We start from the raw sequence: 20,524 nt of genomic DNA on the forward strand, positions 1-20,524 counted from the left end.
GAGCCTAGCCAACTGAGACGACGATGACCCGGCGTCCGCGTGTGTGACCGGCCTGGCTGTCGATCTGGGCCTGCGCGGCCTCGGCGAGGGTGTACGACTTCTCGACCGGGATGTGGAGCCTGCCCCGCGCGATGAGATCGGCGGCCTCGGTGAGGGCGTCCGGCATGCTCCCGGCGACCCCGGAAAACCGGACGCCGAGGTCCGGCGCGCCGAGGTCGGCGATGGAGATCACCTTCCGCGGATCCCCGGTCAGCTCGACGAGTTCGGGGATCACGCCCGCGCCCGCCAGATCGAGGGCCGCGTCGACTTTGCCGAGCTCGCGCACCCGTCCGACCCAGCCGTCGCCGTACGTCGTGGCGAGGGCGCCCAGACCCCGCAGATAGTCCTGGTTCGCGGCACCGGCCGTGCCGATCACCGTGATGCCGCGGTCGCGGGCGATCTGCAGCACCGCCGAGCCGACCCCGCCGGACGCGCCGCTCACCAGCAACGTCTGCCCGGACTCCACCCCGACCTCACGGAGGACGCGCAACGCGGTCTCCACCACGGACGGATACCCGGCCGCCTCCTCGAACGTCAGCCCCTCGGGCATCCGGGCCCAGGCCCACAGCACGGCGAACTCGGCATAGGTACTCGCACCTTCGCCGAACACGGCATCGCCGACCTTCACCCCTTCGACGCCTTCCCCGACCTCGTCCACCACCCCGGCCGCGTCCTGCCCGACCCCGAAGGGCAACTCGACCGGATGGGCTCCCAGAACCTGGCCTTCACGGAGCCGCCAGTCGACGGGATTCACCCCCGCCGCCCGCACCGCGACGCGCACCTCACCGGGGCCCGCATGGGGCTCCTCGGCGTCCTCGAACCGCAGGACCTCCGGACCTCCGAACTCGGCGAAACTCACTCTCTTCATGCGACCGACCATAGCACTAACCGTTAGTGTTTTGAAACAGCTATGGTTTCGCATCTGATAGTGTCAGGAGATGACAGAGCCACTGGGGCGCCGTGAACGGAAGAAGGCCGCGACGCGCCGGAAGATCGCCGAAACCGCGCTGCGGCTCTTCCTCGAACGCGGGTACGACGAAGTGGGCATCCGTGACGTGGCGGCCGAGGCCGACGTCGCCGTCACCACGCTCTTCTCCCACTTCGCCTCCAAAGAGGCCCTGGTGTTCGAGCTGGACGGCGAGTTCCAGCACGGCCTCACCCAGGCGGTCACCGACCGGGCGCCGGACGAGCCGCTCATCTCCGCGCTGCGCCGCGAGATCCAGGCTCAGGTGCGGCATTGCGCGGCGGACGAAGCCGCGCCGGTCTGGCGCATGATCGACGGGTCACCCGCGCTGCGGGAGTACGAAGAGCTGATGAGGCTCCGCCACGCGAAGGCTCTGGCGGCGGCCATCGCCGCCGATCTCGACGCGCCAGGAACCACGACGGCCTGCCGGACGATCGCGCGGTTCGTGGTCGACGCCCATTCGCTGGCCCGCGAGTCGGCCGATCCGGACGCCGCGGTGGACGAGATCTTCCGGATGATCGAAGCGGCCTGGGAGGTCCACCGCCCGCAATCGGTGTCCTGAGCGCCGCTCAGGACAGCCGTGCGGCCCTGCCCTTCGCACCACTCGCCCAGCACGCGCCGCGGGCGCAGTCGACCGAGTCGAGCGAGCCGGTGTCGAAGGACTTCCAATGCCGTCCGCCGTCCGGGCTCAGGTCGCTCCCGCCGGGTCCGACCGCGATGACCGTGTTCCCCAGCCACGCCAGGCCGGAGCGGTAGCCGACGGGAGCCTCCGGTGGCGTCCGCCAGGTGCGGCCCTTGTCCGCGCTGAGCGCGACCGCGGGGCCGGGCGCGTTCGGTGCGGCGTAGTCACCGCCGATGGCCACGCCGTGCCGCGGATCCCGGAAGGTCACCGAGAAGACCCCGGCCGAGGCGCCACTGGGCAACGGTGTGTCGGCGGCCGCCCAGGTCTTCCCTCCGTCGCCGGAGTGCAGGACGCGCGCACGGGCCCCGCCGCCGGTGGCGATCCAGGCGTCGTGCGAGCCCGCGGTGGTCAGGCACTGGCCACTGGCGGCGAAGCCGAACTCGCCGTCCAGCGCGGGGACCATGCCCTCGGCGGGCACCGGTTGCCACGTGCGGCCGCCGTCCGAAGTGGACTGCAGCCGGAACTTGCCTTCGACCGGGTCGCTCATCGCGAGGCCGCGCCGGTGGTCGAAGAACGCGACGCAGTCGTAGAAGGCGGCCGGGTCGCTGTTCTGAAAGGACAGTCGCCAGCTCAGGCCGCCGTCGTCGGTGCGGTAGATCCGGGACGCGTCGCCGGGCCCGATGGACAGGGCGACGGCGTGATCGGCGTCGAAGGCCTCGATGTCACGGAAGTCGAGCGCCGCCGTGCCGGGCGGGGCGACGGGTTTCCAGCTGCGGCCGCGGTCGGTGGTGCGCAGGATGGTGCCCCTGCTGCCGCTGACCCACGCGGTACGGGAGTCGACCGCCGACAGCCCGCGCAACTGCGCGTCCGTACCGGTCGGGGTCTCCGTCCAGGCCGGAGCGGGACACTCCGGCGCCGCGTGCGCGACCCCGGTGAACGCCAGCGGGACGACCGCCCCCAGCAGGACCAGCAACGCACGACGCATCGGCGTACCTCTCCTCGAAGATCCGTGAAGGCCACCCTAGAGGGCTCAGCGCCCTCCAAGATGGCCTTCACGGAGTAATTCAGAGCGAGGAGATGAGCCTTTCGACGCGTTCGTCCACCGAACGGAACGGGTCCTTGCACAGCACGGTCCGCTGCGCCTGGTCGTTCAGCTTGAGGTGCACCCAGTCCACGGTGAAGTCGCGCCCGGCGGCCTGCGCGGCGGCGATGAAGTCACCGCGCAGCTTCGCCCGCGTGGTCTGCGGCGGGGTGTCCTTGGCCAGCTCGATCTCGCCGTCGTCGGTGACCCGGCGGACCAGACCCTTGCGCTGCAGCAGGTCGAAGATGCCGCGGCCGCGCCGGATGTCGTGGTAGGCCAGGTCGAGCTGCGCGATCCGCGGGCTCGACAGGTCGAGGTCGTGCTTGTTGCGGTAGCGCTCGACCAGCCGGTGCTTGATCGCCCAGTCGATCTCGGTGTCGATCTTGCTGAAGTCCTGCTGCTCGACCGCCTCCAGCGCCCGGCCCCACAGCTCGACGACCCGCTCGGACTGCGGCGACGACCCGGTCTCCTTGACGTGCTGGACGGCACGGGCGTGGTACTCCCGCTGGATGTCCAGCGCGGACGCCTCACGGCCGCCGGCGAGCCGCACCTGGCGGCGGCCGGTGAGGTCGTGGCTGATCTCGCGGATCGCCCTTATCGGGTTGTCGAGGGTGAAGTCGCGGAACTGGACGCCGGCCTCGATCATCTCCAGCACCAGATGCGCCGACCCGACCTTCAGCATCGTGGTCGGTTCGGCCATGTTCGAGTCACCGACGATCACGTGCAGGCGCCGGTAACGCTCGGCGTCGGCGTGCGGCTCGTCGCGGGTGTTGATGATCGGCCGGGACCGCGTGGTCGCGCTGGAGACGCCTTCCCAGATGTGTTCCGCACGCTGGGACAGGCAGTACACCGCGCCGCGCGGCGTCTGCAGCACCTTGCCGGCGCCGCAGATCAGCTGCCGCGTCACCAGGAACGGCAGCAGCACGTCGGCGATCCGGGAGAACTCCCCGGCACGGGTCACCAGGTAGTTCTCGTGACAGCCGTAGGAGTTGCCCGCCGAGTCGGTGTTGTTCTTGAACAGGAAGATGTCGCCGCCGATGCCCTCGTCCGCCAGCCGACGCTCGGCGTCGACCAGCAGGTCCTCGAGGATCCGCTCCCCCGCCTTGTCGTGCGTGACGAGCTGGACGAGGTCGTCGCATTCGGCCGTGGCGTATTCCGGGTGGGAGCCCACGTCGAGATAGAGCCGGGAGCCGTTCGACAGGAAGACGTTCGACGAACGTCCCCAGGACACGACACGCCGAAACAGGTAACGCGCCACTTCATCCGGGGAGAGCCTGCGTTGCCCGTGAAAGGTGCACGTGACCCCGAATTCGGTCTCGATGCCAAAGATCCGCCGCTGCATCCCACCAGAGTAGGCGGTGAGACCCCGCTGAAGGTGCGCCGTTCGGGCGGCGACACGCGGTCGGTACGTTGCGTTCGGTGAAAGGTGTGCGGAAAGTCCCGATCGGGTATCACGCACATGTCGGCCCGACCCGGAAGCGGTGGAACCGTGTTAAAGCAGCTCAAGCGCCCTTTCCGCAAGGTCGGGCGGACCGACCGGCGCCTGATGGCCCGGAGTGCGGCCCTCCCGAGGACGCGGGCCGACGACGTGATCACGGCATTGTCGAAAAGTGCGGACAAATCCAAACTCTGGTGGTGTGTCGCCGTACTGCTCGCGACGAAGAAGGGCCCGACCCGGCGGGGCGCGCTCCGCGGTGTCGCCGCCATCGCCGGTGCGAGCGCCGCAGCGAACCTGGTCGGCAAGCCGCTGTTCCCCCGCCGCCGTCCCGCGGCCGAGGAGGTGCCGATGCACCGGCGCCTGGTCCGGCGCCCGACCTCCTCCTCGTTCCCGTCCGGGCACTCCGCGTCCGCGGCCGCCTTCGTCACGGCCGTCGCGATGGAATCCCCCAAAACCGGCGCCGCCCTGGTACCGCTGGCCGCCGCCGTGGCCTACTCCCGGATCCACACCGGCGTGCACTGGCCCAGTGACGTCGGCGTGGGGATCGGCATCGGCGTCGGCGCGGGCCTGCTCACCCGGCACTGGTGGCCGCTGAACCCCGATGTCCCCGGCCGCACCGCGCACACCGCCGAAGCCCCCGAAATGCGCGACGGCGAGGACATGCTGGTCCTGGTCAACCCACACTCCGGCATCGACGGCCGCGACCCGACCGAGGACGTCCGGTTCGCCTGGCCCAAGGCCACCCTGCTGTACCCGGACCCCAAACAGGACCTGCGCGCCCAGCTCTGCGACGAGATCGCCGCCCGCGACAACACCGTGCGCGCGCTCGGCGTCGCGGGTGGCGACGGGACGGTCGCCGCGGTGGCCGCCGTCGCGGCCGACCACGACCTGCCGCTCGCGCTCATCCCGGCCGGCACGCTCAACCACTTCGCACGCGACGTCGGCATGCGCTCGATGCCCGACGCCGACGCCGCCACCGAGGCGGGCAACGCCGTCGGCGTCGACCTCGGCGAAGTCGAGATCAACGACGACGATGACCACCGCTACTTCGTCAACACCGCCAGTCTCGGCGGGTACCCGGAGATGGTGCGGATACGGGAAAGGCTGCAGAAGCGGCACCCCAAGTGGCCGTCCGCGGCGATCGCGCTCGCCCGCACGCTCCGGCGCGCGAAGCCGCTGGAGGTGACCCTCAACGGCAAGGAGGCCAGCATCTGGCTGCTGTTCGTCGGCAACGGCACCTACGCGCCGAAGGGGTTCGCGCCTTCGCACCGCCCGGCACTCGACACCGGCCTGCTCGACGTCCGGTACCTGCGCGCCGACCTGCCGTACTCGCGGGCACGGTTCATCCTGGCCACGCTCACGAACAGCCTCAACGCCAGCCACGTCTACCAGGAGCTCGACGTCCCGGAACTGCACGTCCGGCTGCTCAACGGCAACCGCCGCGTCGCCACCGACGGCGAGGTCGGCCCGCTCGGCAAGGACTTCCGCTTCCGGTCGCGGCCCAGCGCGCTCACCATTTACCGGCTCTAGCCACCCAGCAGCGCGCTGCCCAGCGGGGTCAGCGAGTGCAGTACGGCGTTGCGGTCGCGTTCGGTGGTGATCAGCCCCGCGCGCCGCAGCACGGTGGTGTGCTTGCTGACCGCCGACGGCGTCACGCCCAGCCGGGCGGCCAGCTCCGACGTGCTGCAGCCGACCGCGAGGACCGCCAGCGCCGCCGCCCTGGTCGGCCCGAGCAGATCAGCCAGCGCGCTGTCCGGCGACCTCCGCACGTCGCGGCCGTACCCGGTCGACGGGGCCGCCTGCCGCACCGACGGATACAGCAGCCGGACCGGCGTCTCCCCCGCGGCCGGGACGATCACGGGGCACACCGCGAAGTACGTCGGCGAGATCGTGAGGCCGGACCCGCCCGTGCCACCGGAACCGACGATCCCGTCGCCGACCTCCAGGACCGGGCACGACCAGCGCACCAGTGGCCGCAGGCTCGTCAGGACCGCGTCCACGCCTTCGTTGAGCAACAGCTGCGCCCGCATCCCGCGGTCCGCGTCCACCTGAGCCCGCGCGGGCTCCCAGCCCGGTGCCAGCGACAGCTCGAAGTAGTCCTGCAACGCCTGGACGAGCCGCGGCAGCCCGGCGGTGTCGCCGTCCGGCAGTCCCGCCGCCCAGGCCGGCAGCTCCCGGTTGACCGGGGCGTCCCGCAACGCCGACTTCAGGCACACCGGGTCGGTCCGGGCGATGGCGGCGAGCCCCGCCTCCAAACCGCGGTCCTCCGCCTCCGGGACGAGGAACGCCGGGATCGGCGCGTGCGGGCGGCACAGCCACAACAACACCGAGGCCGATTCCACCAGCCCGAGCTTGACCCGGTGCCGCCAACGGTTGAACAACGCCGAGCCCGCGTCGCGCCGCTGCAGGACCTGCAGACTGGAAACCAGCTCGGCCAAGGGATCGGCTTCGGGCGCGAGCCGGACGCGCGTCAGGTCCTGCAACGTCAGCTCGATACGCACGGATGTCCTCGCCTTGATCAGAGTCTTCGCCGTGTGATCGCGAGCCGCGTCATTCCGTTACATGGTTGAACTGCTCTATTGCCGCTGCCGGAAATCTCCTCGACGGCCGTGGTTCAGACCTGAATGATGTTCGCAGAAGGTCCGCTTCTCGGGGGTTTACGCGGCGCCTTCTCTGAGGGGGATTCATCGGCAGGGCCCACCGGGCCGCGCTTTGTCGCGGTCCGGCGACTCAAGCCGCTCTCCTTCGGCTCACTGGGAGAAAACGCTTTCCACAAAGGGGAAAGAAAATGACGAAAATGAAGCGTCTGGCGGGAATCATCGCCGCCGCGGCGGGTGTCCTGACCCTGGTCACCGCGCCCGCCGCCACCGCGGCCCCGCAGCCCACCGGCGACGGGTTCAAGACGGTCACCGTCCACGGCATGAAGCTCATCCCGGTCAAGCGCACGTCGACCGGCGCGCGCACCCAGGCCGCCGGCCTCGCCGACGCGGACATGTTCCTGATCCCGTCCGGACTGGACGCGAACAAGTGCTGGGACGCCGACCTGAACACCATCAACCGCAACGGCACCAAGATGCAGCTCTGGGACTGCAACTTCGACGCGGACCACCAGGCGTTCTACATCACCGACAACCCCGAGGGCTACACCCGCTTCCAGAATGTGGCCAGCGGCCGCTACCTGGACGCGGACCTCAACACGATGAACGGCAACGGCACCATCGTCCAGCTGTGGGACTTCATCGCCGGTGCCAAGAACCAGTGGTGGGGCGGCACCGTCAACCCCGAGGGTTACGTCCGTTTCCAGAGCCCGAGCAGCGGCCGCTACCTGACCGCGGAGGGCAACTCGGCCAGCAACGGCACGCGGCTCCAGCTGTGGAGCTTCATCGCCGGTGGCCGTAGCCAGTGGTGGGGCACCGGTCCCGCCTGAGGTCATGAGCGGCCCAGGCCGCTACTGATCGGCTGAAAATCCGTGAAGGCCTCCTTCCCTACTTTGACCGTAGGGAAGGAGGCCTTCACGGCGTCCGGGCGTGGGGAAGGGCTGCGGGAACTGGGGCTGGGCGGGGCACCGCGGCCAGGCGGTCCTGGTCGCTTCGTGAGTGGTAATGACGGTTCTAACCGTCATTACCACTCACGAGGCGTGGCACATTCCCGTCCACTATGTACGGGAACGGGGGTCAGTCCTTCTTGGACTCGCCTTCGGGCTTGTCGCCCTCGGCCGCGTCCTTCTCGGGCTCCGGCTCGGCAGGCAGCAGCGCGTCCAGCGCCGCCCCGGCGACGCGCCGGAACTTGCGGCCTCGCCGCTCCCGTTCCAGAACGGCGACCTCGAGCTTCACCGGGTCCGAGTCGCCGTTCGCGGGCGTCGGGGTGTTGGCGCGCAACGCCTTCACCGCGACACCGAGCGCCGCCTCCAGGTCCATGTCGGACTCGTAGCTTTCCTTCAGCTTCGTGGTGAGCGTGTCGGCCTGACCGCCCATCACGACGAACTTCGGCTCATCGAAGATCGAACCGTCGTAGGTCAACCGGTACAGCTGGTCCTCGGCGGCGGTCGCGCCGACCTCGGCGACACAGACCTCCACCTCGAACGGCTTCAGCTGCTCGGTGAAGATGCTGCCCAGCGTCGCGGCGTACGCGTTCGCCAGCGCACGCGCGCTGACGTCCCGCCGGTCGTACTGGTAGCCCTTCAGATCCGCGTGCCGGATCCCGGCCACCCGCAGGTTCTCGAACTCGCTGTAGCGGCCCACCGCCGCGAACCCGATCCGGTCGTAGATCTCCGACACCTTGTGCAACGTCGCCGAGGGGTTCTCGGCCACGAACAGCACGCCACCGCGGTACTTGAGCACGACCACGCTCCGGCCGCGCGCGATGCCCTTGCGCGCGATCTCGGAACGCTCCCGCATCAGCTGCTCGGGAGAGGCGTACAACGGCATCGTCACTGTGGTGCTCCGCTCTTTCTGGCTCTCATCGGCAAGGGACTGGGAAGACGGCTAGCGCCCGCGCTCGGCCCGCGCGGCCACGACGGCCTCGGCCACCGCGGTCGTCTGCTCCACCGGCACGGCGACCGCGCCCTGCTCCGCGGTGACCGTGACGACCGTCGGGAAGATCCGGCGCACCAGATCCGGCCCGCCGGTCGCGCTGTCGTCGTCCGCCGCGTCGTACAGCGCCTCGACCGCCACGCGGATCGCCCCTTCGGCGTCCGAGTCGGGGTCGTAAAGCTTCTTCAGCGCACCCTTCGCGAACAGCGAGCCCGAACCGATGGCGTGATACCCCGCGCGCTCCTCGTACCGTCCGCCCGTCGGGTCGTACGACACGATCCGGCCGGCGTGCTTCGCGTCCTCCGCGTCGAGGTCGTAGCCGACGAACAACGGCAGCACGGCCAGCCCGGCCATCGCCATCTCCAGGTTGGACTTCACCAGCCCGGCGAGCTTGTTCGTCTTACCGTCGAGCGAGAGCGAAACGCCCTCGATCTTCTCGTAGTGCGCCAGTTCGACCGCGTACAGCCGGACCATCTCGATCGCGAGCCCGGCCGAGCCCGCGATGCCCACCGCCGAGTACTCGTCGGTGACGTGCACCTTCTCCATGTCGCGCGAAGCGATCAGGTTGCCCGACGTCGCCCGCCGGTCACCGGCGATCAGCACCCCGCCCGCGAACTTGACCGCGACGATCGTCGTCCCGTGCGGGGCGTCCAGCCCGCCCGCCCCGGCCGCGACCCGCCGTTCCGGGAGCAGCTCGGGCGCCTGCGCCCGGAGGAAGTCCGAGAACGACGAGGTCGCCGACGAGAAGTACGCGGCGGGCAGCGCCGACTTACCCGAGGTGTGTTCCATACGTGCTCAAAGTTCCAATCTGTGTGATCCGCCGGCTCCGCACAGGCGACCCCGGCCCGGGGCCGCCGGAAGACGAGCTACTCGCCGCCCTTTTGCACGTACGCGCGGACGAAGTCCTCGGCGTTCTCCTCGAGCACGTCGTCGATCTCGTCGAGGATCGTGTCGACGTCCTCACCGAGCTTCTCGCGCCGCTCCTGGCCCGCCGGACCGCCGTCCTCGAACTCTTCGTCCGAGTCGCCGCCGCCGTGCTTTTCGATCTTTTCCTGAGCCATCTCGCCTCCCGGTGTGGCCGATGTTTCCTAGCCTACCCAGCGGTCCCGACATTCCGTGGGATCCGTGATCGCCTAACCCCGATGAAAGGAAATCCCGCTAGTCCGAACCGGTGAGCGCCTCCACCAGCTCCTCGGCGGTCGCGGAGTCGTCCAGCAACTTCCCCACGTGGGCCTTCGTGCCCCGCAACGGCTCCAACGTCGGGATCCGCACCAGCGATTCCCTGCCGACGTCGAAGATGACCGAATCCCACGACGCCGCGGCGATGGAGTTGGCGTACTTCTCCAGCGTGCGGCCCCGGAAATAGGCCCTGGTGTCCGAAGGCGGCGTCGTGACCGCCTCCAGCACCTCCTCCTCGGTCACCAAGCGCTTCATCGAGCCCCTGGTGACGAGCCTGTTGTACAGGCCCTTGTCCAGCCGGACATCCGAGTACTGCAGGTCGACCAGCCGCAACCGCGGCGCGCCCCAGGCCAGCTGGTCCCGCGCGCGGTAGCCCTCGAGCAACCGCAGCTTCGCCGGCCAGTCCAGCCTGTCCGCGCATTCCTGGGGGTCCCGCGCCAGCGCGTCCAGGATCTCGCCCCAGACCCGCAGGACCTCCTTGGACGCCTCGTCCGCGCCGGTGCGCTCAAGATTCGCCGACGCGATCTCGTGATAGGCGAACTGCAGGTCCAGCCCGGTGTACTTCCGCCCGTTGGCCAGCGACACCTTCGCCTTCAGCGTCGGGTCGTGGCTGATCTGGTGCACCGCCCGCACCGGCTCGTCCAGCTTCAGGTCGTCGAACCGGATGCCCGACTCGATCAGGTCCAGCACCAGCGCCGTCGTCCCGACCTTGAGATACGTCGAGTACTCGGCCAGGTTCGCGTCACCGATGATGACGTGCAGGCGGCGGTACTTGTCCGCGTCGGCGTGCGGTTCGTCGCGGGTGTTGATGATCCCGCGTTTGAGCGTGGTCTCCAGGCCGACCTCGACCTCGATGTAGTCGGAGCGCTGCGAGAGCTGGAAACCGGCTTCCTCGCTCTGCTGCCCGACACCCACCCGGCCCGAGCCGGTGATCACCTGGCGGGAGGCGAAGAACGGGGTGAGCCCGGCGATCACCGCGGTGAACGGCGTCGACCGCTGCATCAGGTAGTTCTCGTGCGTGCCGTAGCTCGCGCCCTTGCCGTCCACGTTGTTCTTGTACAGCTGCAAACGTGGCTGGCCGGGGACGGTGGCGGCCTTGCGCGCCGCCTCCTCCATGACCCGTTCGCCCGCCTTGTCCCAGATGACCGCGTCGCGCGCGTTCGTCACCTCGGGTGCCGAATACTCCGGGTGAGCGTGGTCGACGTACAGCCGCGCGCCGTTGGTCAGGATCACGTTCGCCGCGCCGAGATCCTCGACGTCGGGATCGTGTCCCGGTCCGCTCGGGCCGGTCAGGTCGAACCCACGGGCGTCGCGCAGGGGCGATTCCACCTCGTAGTCCCACCGTGCGCGCCTTGCCCGCGGGATGTCCGCCGCCGCCGCGTAGGCCAGCACGACCTGGGTCGAGGTGAGTACCGGGTTCGCCGTCGCGTCGCCCGGCACCGCGATGCCGTACTCGACTTCGGTTCCCATGATCCGCCGCATACCCACCACCCTACGGGGTCGGGACCGTGCGACGATGCCCCCCATGTCAGGCAGTGACGAACTCGTTGCGCTCTATGACCTCGGCGGAACCGCCGTGGGGACGGCCACCCGCTCCCGGGTGCGCGCGGAAGGGCTCTGGCACGCGGCGGGCGTGGTGTTGGTCCGTTCGAGTGACGGAGACTCCGTCTACGTGCACCTGCGCACTTCGACGAAGGACGTCTATCCCTCCACTTGGGACTGCTGGGCGGGCGGCATCGTCGCGGCGGGCGAGACCCCGGAGGAGTGCGCGCGCCGCGAACTCGCCGAAGAACTGGGTGTTCACGGGGTGGAACTGAAGCCGCTTTTCGTCCATATCACCGACGACGACACGATCCGCTGCCACAACTTCGCGTTCGAAACGCGCTGGGACGGTCCCTTCGTGCATCAGGCGTCCGAAGTCGTGGAAGGACGGTGGCTGACGCTGGACGAGTTGCGTTCGTGGCTCGAGGATCCGGAGAGCCGGTTCATCCCGGACGGCCGTCTCGGTGCGCTGGAGTGGTTCCGGCGGCGAGCCGCCGACTAGGCCGAACGGAGGCGCTGCGCCACGATCGGCAGCAGCCGCTTGGCCGCGTCGGTCGCGCGCGCCTCGGTCCCGGCGGTCACGCTGAGCGCGGAGACGAGCTTTCCCTTGGCGAGCAGCACCGTGCACGTGGTGCCCGCACACCAGGCGCGCTGCGCGTCGACGCCGGACAGCTTCGCCAGCGTGAGCTTCTTGCCCTCGCAGTCCGCCTGGGTGACGACGTCCGAGGCGTCACGGTCGGTGTACTCGGTGACCTGATGCTCCAGCGTCGACCCACTCGGATACGACCACGCCGCCGAACGGCTCGGGCCGCGGGTGAGACCGGTCAGGCAGCCGGAAATCCTGCTCTCGCCGGGGACGACCTCTTCCTCGGCGACGTCGTCGTCGGTCAGCAGCGCCGCGGAAACGGCCGCGGGGACCGGGGCCTGGGCCGGGGGCAGCGGCACGGGCGCGGCCTGCGGTTTCACCGAAGGCCGCGTGGGTTCGACCGTGGGCGTCGGCGCCGGGTCGTCGTAATAGGTGTCGAGGTCGTTGGGACGGTCGGCGCATCCCGACAGACCGAACAGCGCGACCGTCGCCACCGCGAGCACCTGCCGATGACGCACCCTCAAGCCTCCCGGTGTCCCGCCCGTTGTTTGCCGCGAGACTAGACCAGCGCCTCACTGCCAGCCGAGGCAGGACCTGTGCCGCCAGTAGGCAGCCGGTTCTTCGGCGAGCGTGGCCAGCTCCGCGAGGTCGTCCGCGGTCAGCTTCGCCTTCGTGGCAACGAGATTCTCCGCGAGCTGCGCCGTGCTCGACGGGCCGATGACCGCCATCGGCCGCCAGTCCCGCGCCAGTACCGCCGCGATCGCCACCGCGTCCGGGCCCACCCCGTGCGCCCGCGCGATCCGGTCGAGCGACGGCGGCGGCTCGACCACCAGGCGGCCGTTCGCGACGGTTTCCTTGACCAGCACCCGTTTCCCGGCCGCGTGCGCTTCCGCGAGCGCCGGGCCCGCCGAAGGTTCGAGCAGGTTCCACGTCGACTGCACGGCACTGAAGACCGGTGTGCCGGCCACTTCCAGCTCGAACGCCCGGCGGATGGCGTCGGCCTGCGCCGGTCCGGACGTGGAGAACCCCACCGGGACACCGTCGGCCGCGAGTCCGGCCAGCGCGCCGACGAGCCGCTCGTCGGCGAACAACGGACTGTCCACGGTGAGCGAGTGGACCTGGTAGAGCGACACCGCTTTCCCCAGCAGGGCACCGGTTTCCGCCCACTGTTCGGCGAACCGCGCGGCGGTGTGCTCCTTGACCTCGTGCACTTCCGCGTCGAGCTTCCACTCGCCCACGTAGCGATAGCCCCATTTACTCGACACCGTCACGTCCGGGTGGCCGCGGTCGGCGAGCCACCCGGCGAGGAACTCCTCCGAAGAACCATACGAACGGGCGACGTCGATCCAGCGGACGCCCGCGCGGTACGCGTCGTCCAGCACGGCGTGGGTCGCCGCGCGCATCGCCTCGAAGTCGCGTCCGGGCGGCAGCACCCCGGTCCGGCCGAGATTGATGTACGCGGGCCTGCCGAGCGCGGCCAGGCCGACGGCGATCCGTTCGCCGACAGGGGTTTCCGAGTCCGTCACCGGGCTCCTTCGTTCTTGTGGCGGAGGATCGCGAGCCACTGGCTCGAGTTCTGCGCCTGCCGGTGGAGCTTTTCGAGGCGGGCGGCCGGGGCCCGAACGTATCCCTTGCCGAAGACCGGCGCGATCTGGCGGAGACTGGCGCCCTCTTCCCTGGCGGCGAGCAGGGCCCAGTCGGACGCGTCGGCGCAGGCCGCGGAGGCGCGCCGCAACTCCCCCAGCAGTTCGATCAGCTCGGGGGCGCTCACTTCCCCGGCCTGGACGGCGGCCGCCGTCGTCTCCAGCCATGCCAGGACATCGGCTTCGGTGATCGGCGCGCGGGGGCGCCCGGAGGTTTCGCTCACGGCCGGTGAGTATAGGTCGTTATACGCACATCGACGAGGACCGCCACGCGGAGGGATGGGACACATCGTCGGAAAACCGCTGGAGTACACAGTGGATTCCCGATTCACTGAGCCGGGGATTGAGGACTCAGGAGAAGGACAATTGGGACGTTTCGGTATCGCGATCCGGTTCGCGGCACTCGCGATCGTGTGGGGCGCGAGTTTTCTGTTCATCAAGGTCGGTCTCACCGGCCTGTCGCCCGCTCAAGTGGCGCTCTCCCGCGTCTGCCTCGGCGCGGTGGCGCTGATCGCGATCGCCGCCTGGCGCCGAAAGCCACTCCCCCGTGATCCGGCGCTCTGGGGCCATCTCGCGGTCGTCTCCGTACTGCTGTGCGTCATCCCGTTCCTGTTGTTCTCCTGGGCCGAGCAGTACATCTCCTCCGGGCTCGCCAGCATCTTCAACGCGACGACCCCGCTGATCACCATGCTCATCGCCGCGGCGGCACTGCCCTCCGAGCGGTTCACGAAGGCCCGCACCGCCGGCCTGGTCCTCGGTTTCCTCGGCGTGCTCACCATCGTCGGGGTCTGGAAAGGGATCGACGTCTCCCACGAACTGACGGCGCAGCTGGCGTGCCTCGGCGCGACGACCTGCTACGGGATCTCGTTCGTCTACGTCCGGCGGTTCATCTCCGGGCGGAACCTCGACGCGCCGACCATCGCGCTCGGCCAGGTCTGCTGCGGTGCCGTGGTGATGCTGGTGCTCGCGCCGTTCATCGCGACCGCTCCGGTGCGCCTCGACACGCCGATCGTCCTCAGCATGATCGCGCTCGGCGCGCTGGGCACCGGACTCGCCTACGCCTGGAACGCGTCGATCATCGCGGCGTGGGGCGCGTCTAACGCGTCAGCCGTGACCTACCTCACACCGGTCGTCGGTGTGCTGCTGGGGGTCCTCGTCCTCGACGAACCCTTGGCGTGGAACCAGCCTGTCGGCGCGTTGCTCGTCGTCCTCGGGATCCTGGCCGCGCACGGCAGGCTGAGCCCGCGCAAGAAGCCCGTGCCCGTCCCTGCCGGCGTCGGGAGCTGACGGACGCCGGACACGACGAAGGGGCCTTTCACCGCAGGACATGCGGTGAAAGGCCCCTTCGTGCGTATTACAGGTACTGACCGGTGTTCGTGGCGGTGTCTATCGCCCGCCCGGAGTCCTGGTTCTTGCCGGTGACGAGCGTGCGGATGTAGACGATCCGCTCGCCCTTCTTGCCGGAGATCCGGGCCCAGTCGTCGGGGTTGGTGGTGTTGGGCAGGTCCTCGTTCTCCGCGAACTCGTCGACGATCGCGTCCAGCAGGTGCTGCACGCGCAGGCCGGGCTGCTGGGTCTCCAGCACCGACTTGATGGCCGACTTCTTCGCCCGGTCCACGATGTTCTGGATCATCGCGCCCGAGTTGAAGTCACGGAAGTACAGGACCTCCTTGTCCCCGTTGGCGTAGGTGACCTCGAGGAACCGGTTCTCGTCCGTCTCCTCGTACATCCGCTCGACGGTGTGCTGGATCATCGCGTCGAACGTCGCCCGGCGATCGCCGCCGAACTCGGCGAGATCGTCCGCGTGGATCGGCAGGCCGTCGGACAGGTACTTGGAGAAGATGTCCTTCGCGCCTTCGGCGTCCGGACGCTCGATCTTGATCTTGACGTCGAGCCGGCCCGGCCGCAGGATCGCCGGGTCGATCATGTCCTCGCGGTTGGAGGCGCCGATGACGATGACGTTCTCCAGGCCCTCGACACCGTCGATCTCCGAGAGCAGCTGCGGGACGATCGTGGTCTCCACATCGGAGGACACGCCCGAACCGCGGGTGCGGAAGATCGAGTCCATCTCGTCGAAGAACACGATCACCGGGGTGCCTTCGGAGGCCTTTTCCCGAGCCCGCTGGAAGATCAGGCGGATATGCCGCTCGGTCTCCCCGACGAACTTGTTCAACAGCTCCGGACCCTTGATGTTCAGGAAGTAGGACTTCCCGTCCGCCTTGTCGCCGCGGGCTTCCGCGACCTTCTTGGCGAGCGAGTTGGCCACCGCCTTGGCGATGAGGGTCTTACCGCAACCAGGAGGACCGTAGAGCAGCACACCCTTCGGCGGGCGCAGCTGATACTCCTGGTAGAGATCCGCGTGCAGGAACGGAAGCTCGACGGCGTCGCGGATCTGCTCGATCTGCCGGGTGAGGCCACCGATGTCCTCGTAGCGGACGTCGGGCACCTCCTCCAGCACGAGATCCTCGACCTCCGCCTTCGGCACGCGCTCGTAGGCGTAACCGGCCTTCGAGTCCACCAGCAGGGAATCGCCCGGCTTGAGGGGCTGTTCGGCCAGCGGATCGGAGAGCAGGACGACCCGCTCCTCGTCCGCGTGCCCGACCACGAGCGCACGGGGGCTGCCGCCCTCGACGTCCGGGGCCAGCACCTCGCGCAGTGCGCAGACCTCGCCGATCTTCTCGAAGTCGCCGCCTTCGACGACGGTGAGTGCCTCGTTGAGCCGCAACGCCTGTCCGCGCTGCAGCGACGAGACCTCGACCGCGGGTGAGACCGAAACCCGCATCTTGCGGCCCGCGGTGAACACGTCCACCGTGTTGTCCTCGTAAGCGGTCACGAACACGCCGTAACCGCTCGGAGGTTGGGCCAGCCTGTCGACCTCCTCTCGCAACGCGAGCAACTGGCCACGCGCCTCGCGGAGCGTCTCGACCAGTTTCGTGTTGCGTTCCGTGAGTTGGCTCACGCGTTCCGACGCCTCGGCGAGTCGCTGCTCCAGCACTCGGTTCTGACGTGGCGAATCGGTGAGCTTCCGTCGCAGCAGGGCCACTTCCTCCTCGAGGAAGCGAATCTGACGTGCCTGCTCTTCGGACGTGGTTCCAGCTCCGGTCGTTTCTGAAGGGTCGGCCTCCTCGCGCCGACCTCCGGGAAGGTCATGATGCATCGGGCACCTCCTCGGAGTGCTTTTCATTCCACGGTACCGGCGATCACCGACAATAAAAGGCCTTTCCGCATCACAAGATCGGCGCGTCGCGTTCTGGACGACCCCTCTGCACGTACGTCGGCGCCGCGCAAGGGGCCATCCCGGTGCCGGGTCCGGCACTCCCATGGTCACAATCCGTCCACCTGGCCTGACCTGCGCCGGAATACCCGGCCCCGTACGGGTGCAAACGGGTTTCGGGTATCAGTTCGGCCCTAATCGAGCGGCGATCCGGCGCGATGGCTAGCATCGGCCCGACGTTCGCCGGGTCGGCGGACCGGTATGTCGTGTTGAGCATTTTCGCAGAACAGCTAGGGGGCAACAGCCATGACTTACCCGCCGCAACAGCCCGGCGGCTACGGGCAGGACCCGTACGGCCAACAGGGCGGGTACCCGCAGAGCGGCCCCCAGCCGCAGCAGGGATACCCCGGGGGCGGCCAGTACGGCCAGCAGCCCGGTCAGTACGGGCAGGACCAGTACGGCCAGCAGGGCGGATACCCGCAGAGCGGGCCTCAGCCCCAGCAGGGATATCCCGGTGCCACGCAGCAGTTCGGGCAGCCGGATCCGTACGGTCAGCAACAGGGCGGCTACAACGCCTACCCGCAGGAAGGCGGCTACGGTGAGCCGCCGAAGAAAAAGAAGACCGGCCTGATCGTCGGCATCGCGATCGGCGCGGTGGTCCTGGTCGGTGGCGGTGTCACCGGTCTCGTCATCGCGCTGAACTCGGGCGACGACGACAAGGCCGCCGCGCCGCCCGCCAGCTCCAGCAGCGCGGCCCCGACCTCGTCCGCGCCCAAGTCCTCCAGCTCGCCGACCCGGACCAAGTCCAGTTCGCCGAGCACGTCGTCGTCCCCGAAGGGCACCGGCCCGGCTCCGCTGGGCAAGGCGACGCCGGAAGAGGTCGCGGACGCCGTGTTCAACGCCTACAACTCGGGCGATGGCAAGACCGTCGCACAGTCGGCCTGCCGCAGCGTGAACACCAAGGACGACATCTCGATCGCCAAGGACCTGAAGATCGCGAAGAACGGGGAGCTGACGACCAGCGGGGAGTCGGCGACGCTCCCGATCACGGCCACCACGAACGGCAAGACCGAATCGGGGATCCTCGCCTTCAAGAAGGAATCCGATCTCTGGTGCTTCACCGGCGCGAAGAAGCGCTGACCCGAAGCCGGTGTCCAGCAGGCTGATCGCCGTTCTCGCCGGATGCGGCGCGGTCGTGGTGGGCGTCGTGGTGGGGCTGCTGCTGGTGGCCCCGTCCGGCTCCGGCCCGGCCGCGCCGGGACCCGCCGCGACCACGCCGTGGCCTGCCTCGTCCCGGCCGGTCCCGGTGGATCCGGACGTGGCCGCGGTCGAGGTGGTCGGCAAGGCGATCGCCGCCGCCATCGTGAACCACGACGCGACGGCGTTCGGCAAGCTCACCTGCGTCCAGCAGTCGTCGGCGGATCTGGCCGAGCTGAAGCGGAAGTGGGAGGCCGCGGGCAAGGTGAGCGCGACCGTCCCGGATCCGCCGAAGGTCGGTGGCGACTCGGCCACCGTGACCGTGCACGTCGAGGGAGCGGGCGGTCAGAAGGACACGCCGTTCCCGCTGAAGAAGCGGGACGGGAAGTGGTGCGTGCCGTGATCTCCCGCGTCAGCCCTTGCCCGACCGCCGGTGTACTCGCGGCGAGACGGTTCCGTCGGCGAGACGGCGTGCCGTCAGCAGGAACGCGGTGTGCGCGACCATCCGGTGATCCGGCCGGACCGCGAGACTCACCACGTGCCAGGGCCGCATGAGCGTCTCCCACGACTCCGGCTCGGTCCAGCACTGCTGCTCGCGCAGGGCTTCCGTGATCCGCGAAAGTTGTGTGACCGTCGCCACATAGACCGTGAGCACGCCGCCGGGCACCAGATGCGCGGCGACCGTCTCCAGCTGGTCCCAGGGCGCCAGCATGTCGAGGACCACCCGGTCGACCTCGCCGGTGTGCGTCGAAAGGTCCGCGACCGTCAGCGACCAGTTGTCCGGTTTGTGGCCGAAGAACTTCTCCACGTTCCGTTCGGCGTGCTCGGCGTGGTCGTCGCGGATCTCGTAGGACTGCACGGTCCCTTCCGAGCCGACCGCCCGCAGCAGCGAACAGGTCAGCGCCCCGGAACCGGCGCCGGCCTCGAGTACCCGCGCGCCGGGGTAGATGTCGCCCCACATCACGATCTGCGCGGCGTCCTTCGGATAGATCACCTGCGCGCCGCGCGGCATCGACAGCACGTAGTCCGGCAGCAACGGGCGCAGCGCCAGATAGTGGCTGCCGCCGGCCGAAGTCACGACCGAACCCTCCTGCGCGCCGATGACGTCGTCGTGCGCCAGCGCGCCACGATGGGTGTGATACTGCTGTCCCTCGGCGAGGACCATGGTGTAGTGCCGCCCCTTGGAGTCGGTCAGCTGAACCCGGTCACCAACACGAAACGGCCCACGGACCGACACTGAACCTCCATAGCCGCAAACACTTGATCGACGATCGATCCTCGCAGGTGGCCCTACCGCGCTACGCCGGGGGTCGGCTCCGGGTCATCGCGGCGCGCAGGTCCTCACGCCGGAGCACCCCGGCGGGCCTGCCTTCGTCGTCCACGACGAGAAACTGCCACGCGGCGGTTTCCCTGACCCGCTCGGCGATCTCCTCCCCCGACTCCGAGGAAAGCAGCACGGTGTCGGCGCGGATCGGCTCCGCGGCCATCTCCGCGGGCGCGTGCGGCGAAGTCCCGGCCAGTTGCGCGGCGGCCGTCTCGTCGAGCAGCCCAGCCGCGACGCCGTCGGCACGCACGAGGACCACCCCGCGGCCCGCCGAAGCGGCCAGCGCGTCCGAGACGGGGCTTTCCGCGGGCAACTGGAGGACGGGCCGGACGAGTTCACTCAGCCGTACGCCTTCAGGCCAGCCTCGGCGCGCTTCGGCGGCGAGTTCGCTTCGCGCGCCGAGGATCACGAACCACGCGGTCACGACGCAGACGCCGAGCCGGAGCCAGCGGTCTTCGCTGCCGGCCGCCAGTCCCCACAACGCCCAGACGACCAGTCCGGCCGCGACGAGACCACCGCCGACCACGGCGGCCCGGGTGCCCTTGTCGCGGCGTCCGGTGGCGGCCCAGACCCCGGCGCGAACGAGGCGGCCGCCGTCGAGCGGGAGTCCGGGGAGGAGGTTGAAGATCCCGACGGCGAAGTTCGCGACGGCGCATTCGGCGATGAGCAGCCAGGCGGCGCTCTCCGGTGGGACGGCGAACATGAGCAGCCCGCAGAAACCGCCGAGCAGCAACGAAACCACCGGTCCCGCGGCGGCGACGAGTCCTTCGTGCCTCGGCTGCCGGGGAGTCCTCGCGACCTCGGAGAGGCCACCGAGCAGGAACAGCCGCAGCCTGCGGACCGGGATGCCGAGGCGCAGCGCCACCAGGCAGTGCCCGAGTTCGTGCGCCAGCACGGAAAGTCCCAGCAGGACGGCGAACGCGGCCGCCAGCAGCCACGAGGTCATCGTCGTCGCGCCGGGCAGGAGCCGGCCCACCAGCGGCGTGTAGAGGACGACGATGATCAGCGAGCCGATCCACCACGAAGGGGCGAGCAGCACGGGGATCCCGGAGACGCGGAACAGCAGGAGTCCGCCCTCCGGTGCCACGCCTCGTCGAGGCGGGCCCTGCTCACCCGTCACCGCCATGTGTCAGAGCGTAGATGCCCAGGTGTGGGGTGCCGGT

General features: G+C 69.5%; 21 protein-coding genes. 7 read left to right on the forward strand and 14 right to left on the reverse strand.

Features of this window, described 5'->3' with window-relative positions:
* Window positions 1–4 precede the first annotated feature (4 nt).
* Window positions 5–907 (reverse strand): NADP-dependent oxidoreductase, encoded by a 903-nt coding sequence (locus L324_RS36130; RefSeq protein WP_037319776.1) that lies wholly within the window; start codon window positions 905–907, stop codon window positions 5–7.
* A 70-nt stretch (window positions 908–977) separates the two neighbouring features.
* Here L324_RS36130 and L324_RS36135 point away from each other — a divergent pair, with 70 nt between their 5' ends.
* Window positions 978–1,565: a TetR/AcrR family transcriptional regulator gene (locus L324_RS36135; RefSeq protein ID WP_037319651.1), complete on the forward strand. Its 588-nt coding sequence runs from the start codon at window positions 978–980 to the stop codon at window positions 1,563–1,565.
* A 7-nt stretch (window positions 1,566–1,572) separates the two neighbouring features.
* Here the strand turns inward: L324_RS36135 and L324_RS36140 are convergent, their stop codons facing one another.
* Complete coding sequence (locus L324_RS36140) at window positions 1,573–2,610, reverse strand: WD40/YVTN/BNR-like repeat-containing protein (protein WP_037319653.1); 1,038 nt, start codon at window positions 2,608–2,610, stop codon at window positions 1,573–1,575.
* 79 nt (window positions 2,611–2,689) lie between these two features.
* Window positions 2,690–4,048: a Pup--protein ligase gene (gene pafA / locus L324_RS36145; RefSeq protein WP_037319655.1), complete on the reverse strand. Its 1,359-nt coding sequence runs from the start codon at window positions 4,046–4,048 to the stop codon at window positions 2,690–2,692.
* Window positions 4,049–4,195: 147 nt separating this feature from the next.
* Between pafA and L324_RS36150 the strand changes: the two genes are divergently transcribed.
* Window positions 4,196–5,674, forward strand: a complete 1,479-nt coding sequence (locus L324_RS36150) for a bifunctional phosphatase PAP2/diacylglycerol kinase family protein (protein WP_037319657.1) — start codon at window positions 4,196–4,198, stop codon at window positions 5,672–5,674.
* Here the strand turns inward: L324_RS36150 and L324_RS36155 are convergent.
* Window positions 5,671–6,645 carry an ArsR/SmtB family transcription factor gene (locus L324_RS36155; protein WP_037319660.1) on the reverse strand — a complete coding sequence of 325 codons (975 nt, stop codon included), beginning with the start codon at window positions 6,643–6,645 and terminating at the stop codon, window positions 5,671–5,673. The genes L324_RS36150 and L324_RS36155 overlap by 4 nt on opposite strands.
* Window positions 6,646–6,932: 287 nt before the next feature.
* Between L324_RS36155 and L324_RS36160 the strand changes: the two genes are divergently transcribed.
* Window positions 6,933–7,571 carry an RICIN domain-containing protein gene (locus tag L324_RS36160; RefSeq protein ID WP_037319661.1) on the forward strand — a complete coding sequence of 213 codons (639 nt, stop codon included), beginning with the start codon at window positions 6,933–6,935 and terminating at the stop codon, window positions 7,569–7,571.
* A 247-nt stretch (window positions 7,572–7,818) separates the two neighbouring features.
* Here L324_RS36160 and prcA read toward each other — a convergent pair whose 3' ends face one another.
* From prcA to dop, 4 genes are all read right to left on the reverse strand, one after another.
* Entirely contained in the window at window positions 7,819–8,577 is a 759-nt protein-coding gene (gene prcA, locus L324_RS36165; RefSeq protein WP_037319663.1) for a proteasome subunit alpha, read from the reverse strand.
* 51 nt (window positions 8,578–8,628) lie between these two features.
* Entirely contained in the window at window positions 8,629–9,465 is an 837-nt protein-coding gene (gene prcB, locus L324_RS36170) for a proteasome subunit beta (RefSeq protein WP_037319664.1), read from the reverse strand.
* Between the two features lie 77 nt (window positions 9,466–9,542).
* A complete protein-coding gene (locus tag L324_RS36175; protein WP_037319666.1) occupies window positions 9,543–9,737 on the reverse strand; it encodes a ubiquitin-like protein Pup in 195 nt (64 codons plus the stop codon).
* A gap of 97 nt (window positions 9,738–9,834) precedes the next feature.
* A complete protein-coding gene (gene dop / locus L324_RS36180; RefSeq protein ID WP_037319667.1) occupies window positions 9,835–11,337 on the reverse strand; it encodes a depupylase/deamidase Dop in 1,503 nt (500 codons plus the stop codon).
* 43 nt (window positions 11,338–11,380) lie between these two features.
* On the opposite strand from dop, the gene L324_RS36185 reads away from it, so the two are divergent.
* Window positions 11,381–11,899 carry an NUDIX hydrolase gene (locus L324_RS36185; RefSeq protein WP_037319670.1) on the forward strand — a complete coding sequence of 173 codons (519 nt, stop codon included), beginning with the start codon at window positions 11,381–11,383 and terminating at the stop codon, window positions 11,897–11,899.
* On the opposite strand, the gene L324_RS36190 is transcribed toward L324_RS36185, so the two are convergent.
* Genes L324_RS36190 through L324_RS36200 form a run of 3 tightly spaced genes read right to left on the reverse strand, consistent with a single transcriptional unit; the run spans window position 11,896 to window position 13,850 of the window.
* Window positions 11,896–12,501, reverse strand: coding sequence for a hypothetical protein (locus L324_RS36190; protein ID WP_037319673.1), 606 nt, complete (start codon window positions 12,499–12,501; stop codon window positions 11,896–11,898). The genes L324_RS36185 and L324_RS36190 overlap by 4 nt on opposite strands.
* Before the next feature lie 54 nt (window positions 12,502–12,555).
* Complete coding sequence (locus L324_RS36195) at window positions 12,556–13,509, reverse strand: aldo/keto reductase (protein WP_037319676.1); 954 nt, start codon at window positions 13,507–13,509, stop codon at window positions 12,556–12,558.
* Window positions 13,506–13,850, reverse strand: coding sequence for a hypothetical protein (locus tag L324_RS36200; RefSeq protein WP_037319678.1), 345 nt, complete (start codon window positions 13,848–13,850; stop codon window positions 13,506–13,508). Before L324_RS36200 ends, L324_RS36195 begins: the two co-directional genes overlap by 4 nt.
* A gap of 142 nt (window positions 13,851–13,992) precedes the next feature.
* Here L324_RS36200 and L324_RS36205 point away from each other — a divergent pair, with 142 nt between their 5' ends.
* On the forward strand, window positions 13,993–14,913 hold the full coding sequence (locus L324_RS36205; protein ID WP_037319680.1) for a DMT family transporter: 921 nt from the start codon (window positions 13,993–13,995) through the stop codon (window positions 14,911–14,913).
* A gap of 67 nt (window positions 14,914–14,980) precedes the next feature.
* Here the strand turns inward: L324_RS36205 and arc are convergent, their stop codons facing one another.
* Entirely contained in the window at window positions 14,981–16,783 is a 1,803-nt protein-coding gene (gene arc, locus L324_RS36210; protein WP_037319683.1) for a proteasome ATPase, read from the reverse strand.
* Between the two features lie 363 nt (window positions 16,784–17,146).
* Here arc and L324_RS36215 point away from each other — a divergent pair, with 363 nt between their 5' ends.
* Together L324_RS36215 and L324_RS36220 are read left to right on the forward strand one after the other, a co-directional pair.
* On the forward strand, window positions 17,147–17,980 hold the full coding sequence (locus L324_RS36215; protein WP_037319685.1) for a hypothetical protein: 834 nt from the start codon (window positions 17,147–17,149) through the stop codon (window positions 17,978–17,980).
* 10 nt (window positions 17,981–17,990) lie between these two features.
* Window positions 17,991–18,440, forward strand: coding sequence for a hypothetical protein (locus L324_RS36220; RefSeq protein ID WP_037319686.1), 450 nt, complete (start codon window positions 17,991–17,993; stop codon window positions 18,438–18,440).
* Window positions 18,441–18,449: 9 nt separating this feature from the next.
* On the opposite strand, the gene L324_RS36225 is transcribed toward L324_RS36220, so the two are convergent.
* Both L324_RS36225 and L324_RS36230 read right to left on the reverse strand, forming a co-directional pair.
* Window positions 18,450–19,274: a tRNA (adenine-N1)-methyltransferase gene (locus L324_RS36225; RefSeq protein ID WP_037319688.1), complete on the reverse strand. Its 825-nt coding sequence runs from the start codon at window positions 19,272–19,274 to the stop codon at window positions 18,450–18,452.
* Between the two features lie 61 nt (window positions 19,275–19,335).
* The gene (locus tag L324_RS36230; protein ID WP_051174295.1) at window positions 19,336–20,487 is read right to left on the reverse strand and encodes a site-2 protease family protein; all 1,152 of its coding nucleotides are present in this window, start codon (window positions 20,485–20,487) and stop codon (window positions 19,336–19,338) included.
* Window positions 20,488–20,524: the final 37 nt, after the last annotated feature.

Source organism: Amycolatopsis orientalis DSM 40040 = KCTC 9412 (genome assembly GCF_000478275.1).
GTDB lineage: Bacteria > Actinomycetota > Actinomycetes > Mycobacteriales > Pseudonocardiaceae > Amycolatopsis > Amycolatopsis orientalis.

Excerpts from the sequence above, each read along its gene's own strand:
- prcB (WP_037319664.1), bottom strand. The coding sequence starts at position 9,465 with ATGGAACACACCTCGGGTAAGTCGGCGCTGCCCGCCGCGTACTTCTCG.
- L324_RS36185 (WP_037319670.1), top strand. The coding sequence starts at position 11,381 with ATGTCAGGCAGTGACGAACTCGTTGCGCTCTATGACCTCGGCGGAACC.
- L324_RS36160 (WP_037319661.1), top strand. The coding sequence starts at position 6,933 with ATGACGAAAATGAAGCGTCTGGCGGGAATCATCGCCGCCGCGGCGGGT.
- dop (WP_037319667.1), bottom strand. The coding sequence starts at position 11,337 with ATGCGGCGGATCATGGGAACCGAAGTCGAGTACGGCATCGCGGTGCCG.
- L324_RS36140 (WP_037319653.1), bottom strand. The coding sequence starts at position 2,610 with ATGCGTCGTGCGTTGCTGGTCCTGCTGGGGGCGGTCGTCCCGCTGGCG.
- L324_RS36130 (WP_037319776.1), bottom strand. The coding sequence starts at position 907 with ATGAAGAGAGTGAGTTTCGCCGAGTTCGGAGGTCCGGAGGTCCTGCGG.
- pafA (WP_037319655.1), bottom strand. The coding sequence starts at position 4,048 with ATGCAGCGGCGGATCTTTGGCATCGAGACCGAATTCGGGGTCACGTGC.
- L324_RS36215 (WP_037319685.1), top strand. The coding sequence starts at position 17,147 with ATGACTTACCCGCCGCAACAGCCCGGCGGCTACGGGCAGGACCCGTAC.
- L324_RS36230 (WP_051174295.1), bottom strand. The coding sequence starts at position 20,487 with ATGGCGGTGACGGGTGAGCAGGGCCCGCCTCGACGAGGCGTGGCACCG.
- L324_RS36175 (WP_037319666.1), bottom strand. The coding sequence starts at position 9,737 with ATGGCTCAGGAAAAGATCGAAAAGCACGGCGGCGGCGACTCGGACGAA.
- arc (WP_037319683.1), bottom strand. The coding sequence starts at position 16,783 with ATGCATCATGACCTTCCCGGAGGTCGGCGCGAGGAGGCCGACCCTTCA.
- L324_RS36135 (WP_037319651.1), top strand. The coding sequence starts at position 978 with ATGACAGAGCCACTGGGGCGCCGTGAACGGAAGAAGGCCGCGACGCGC.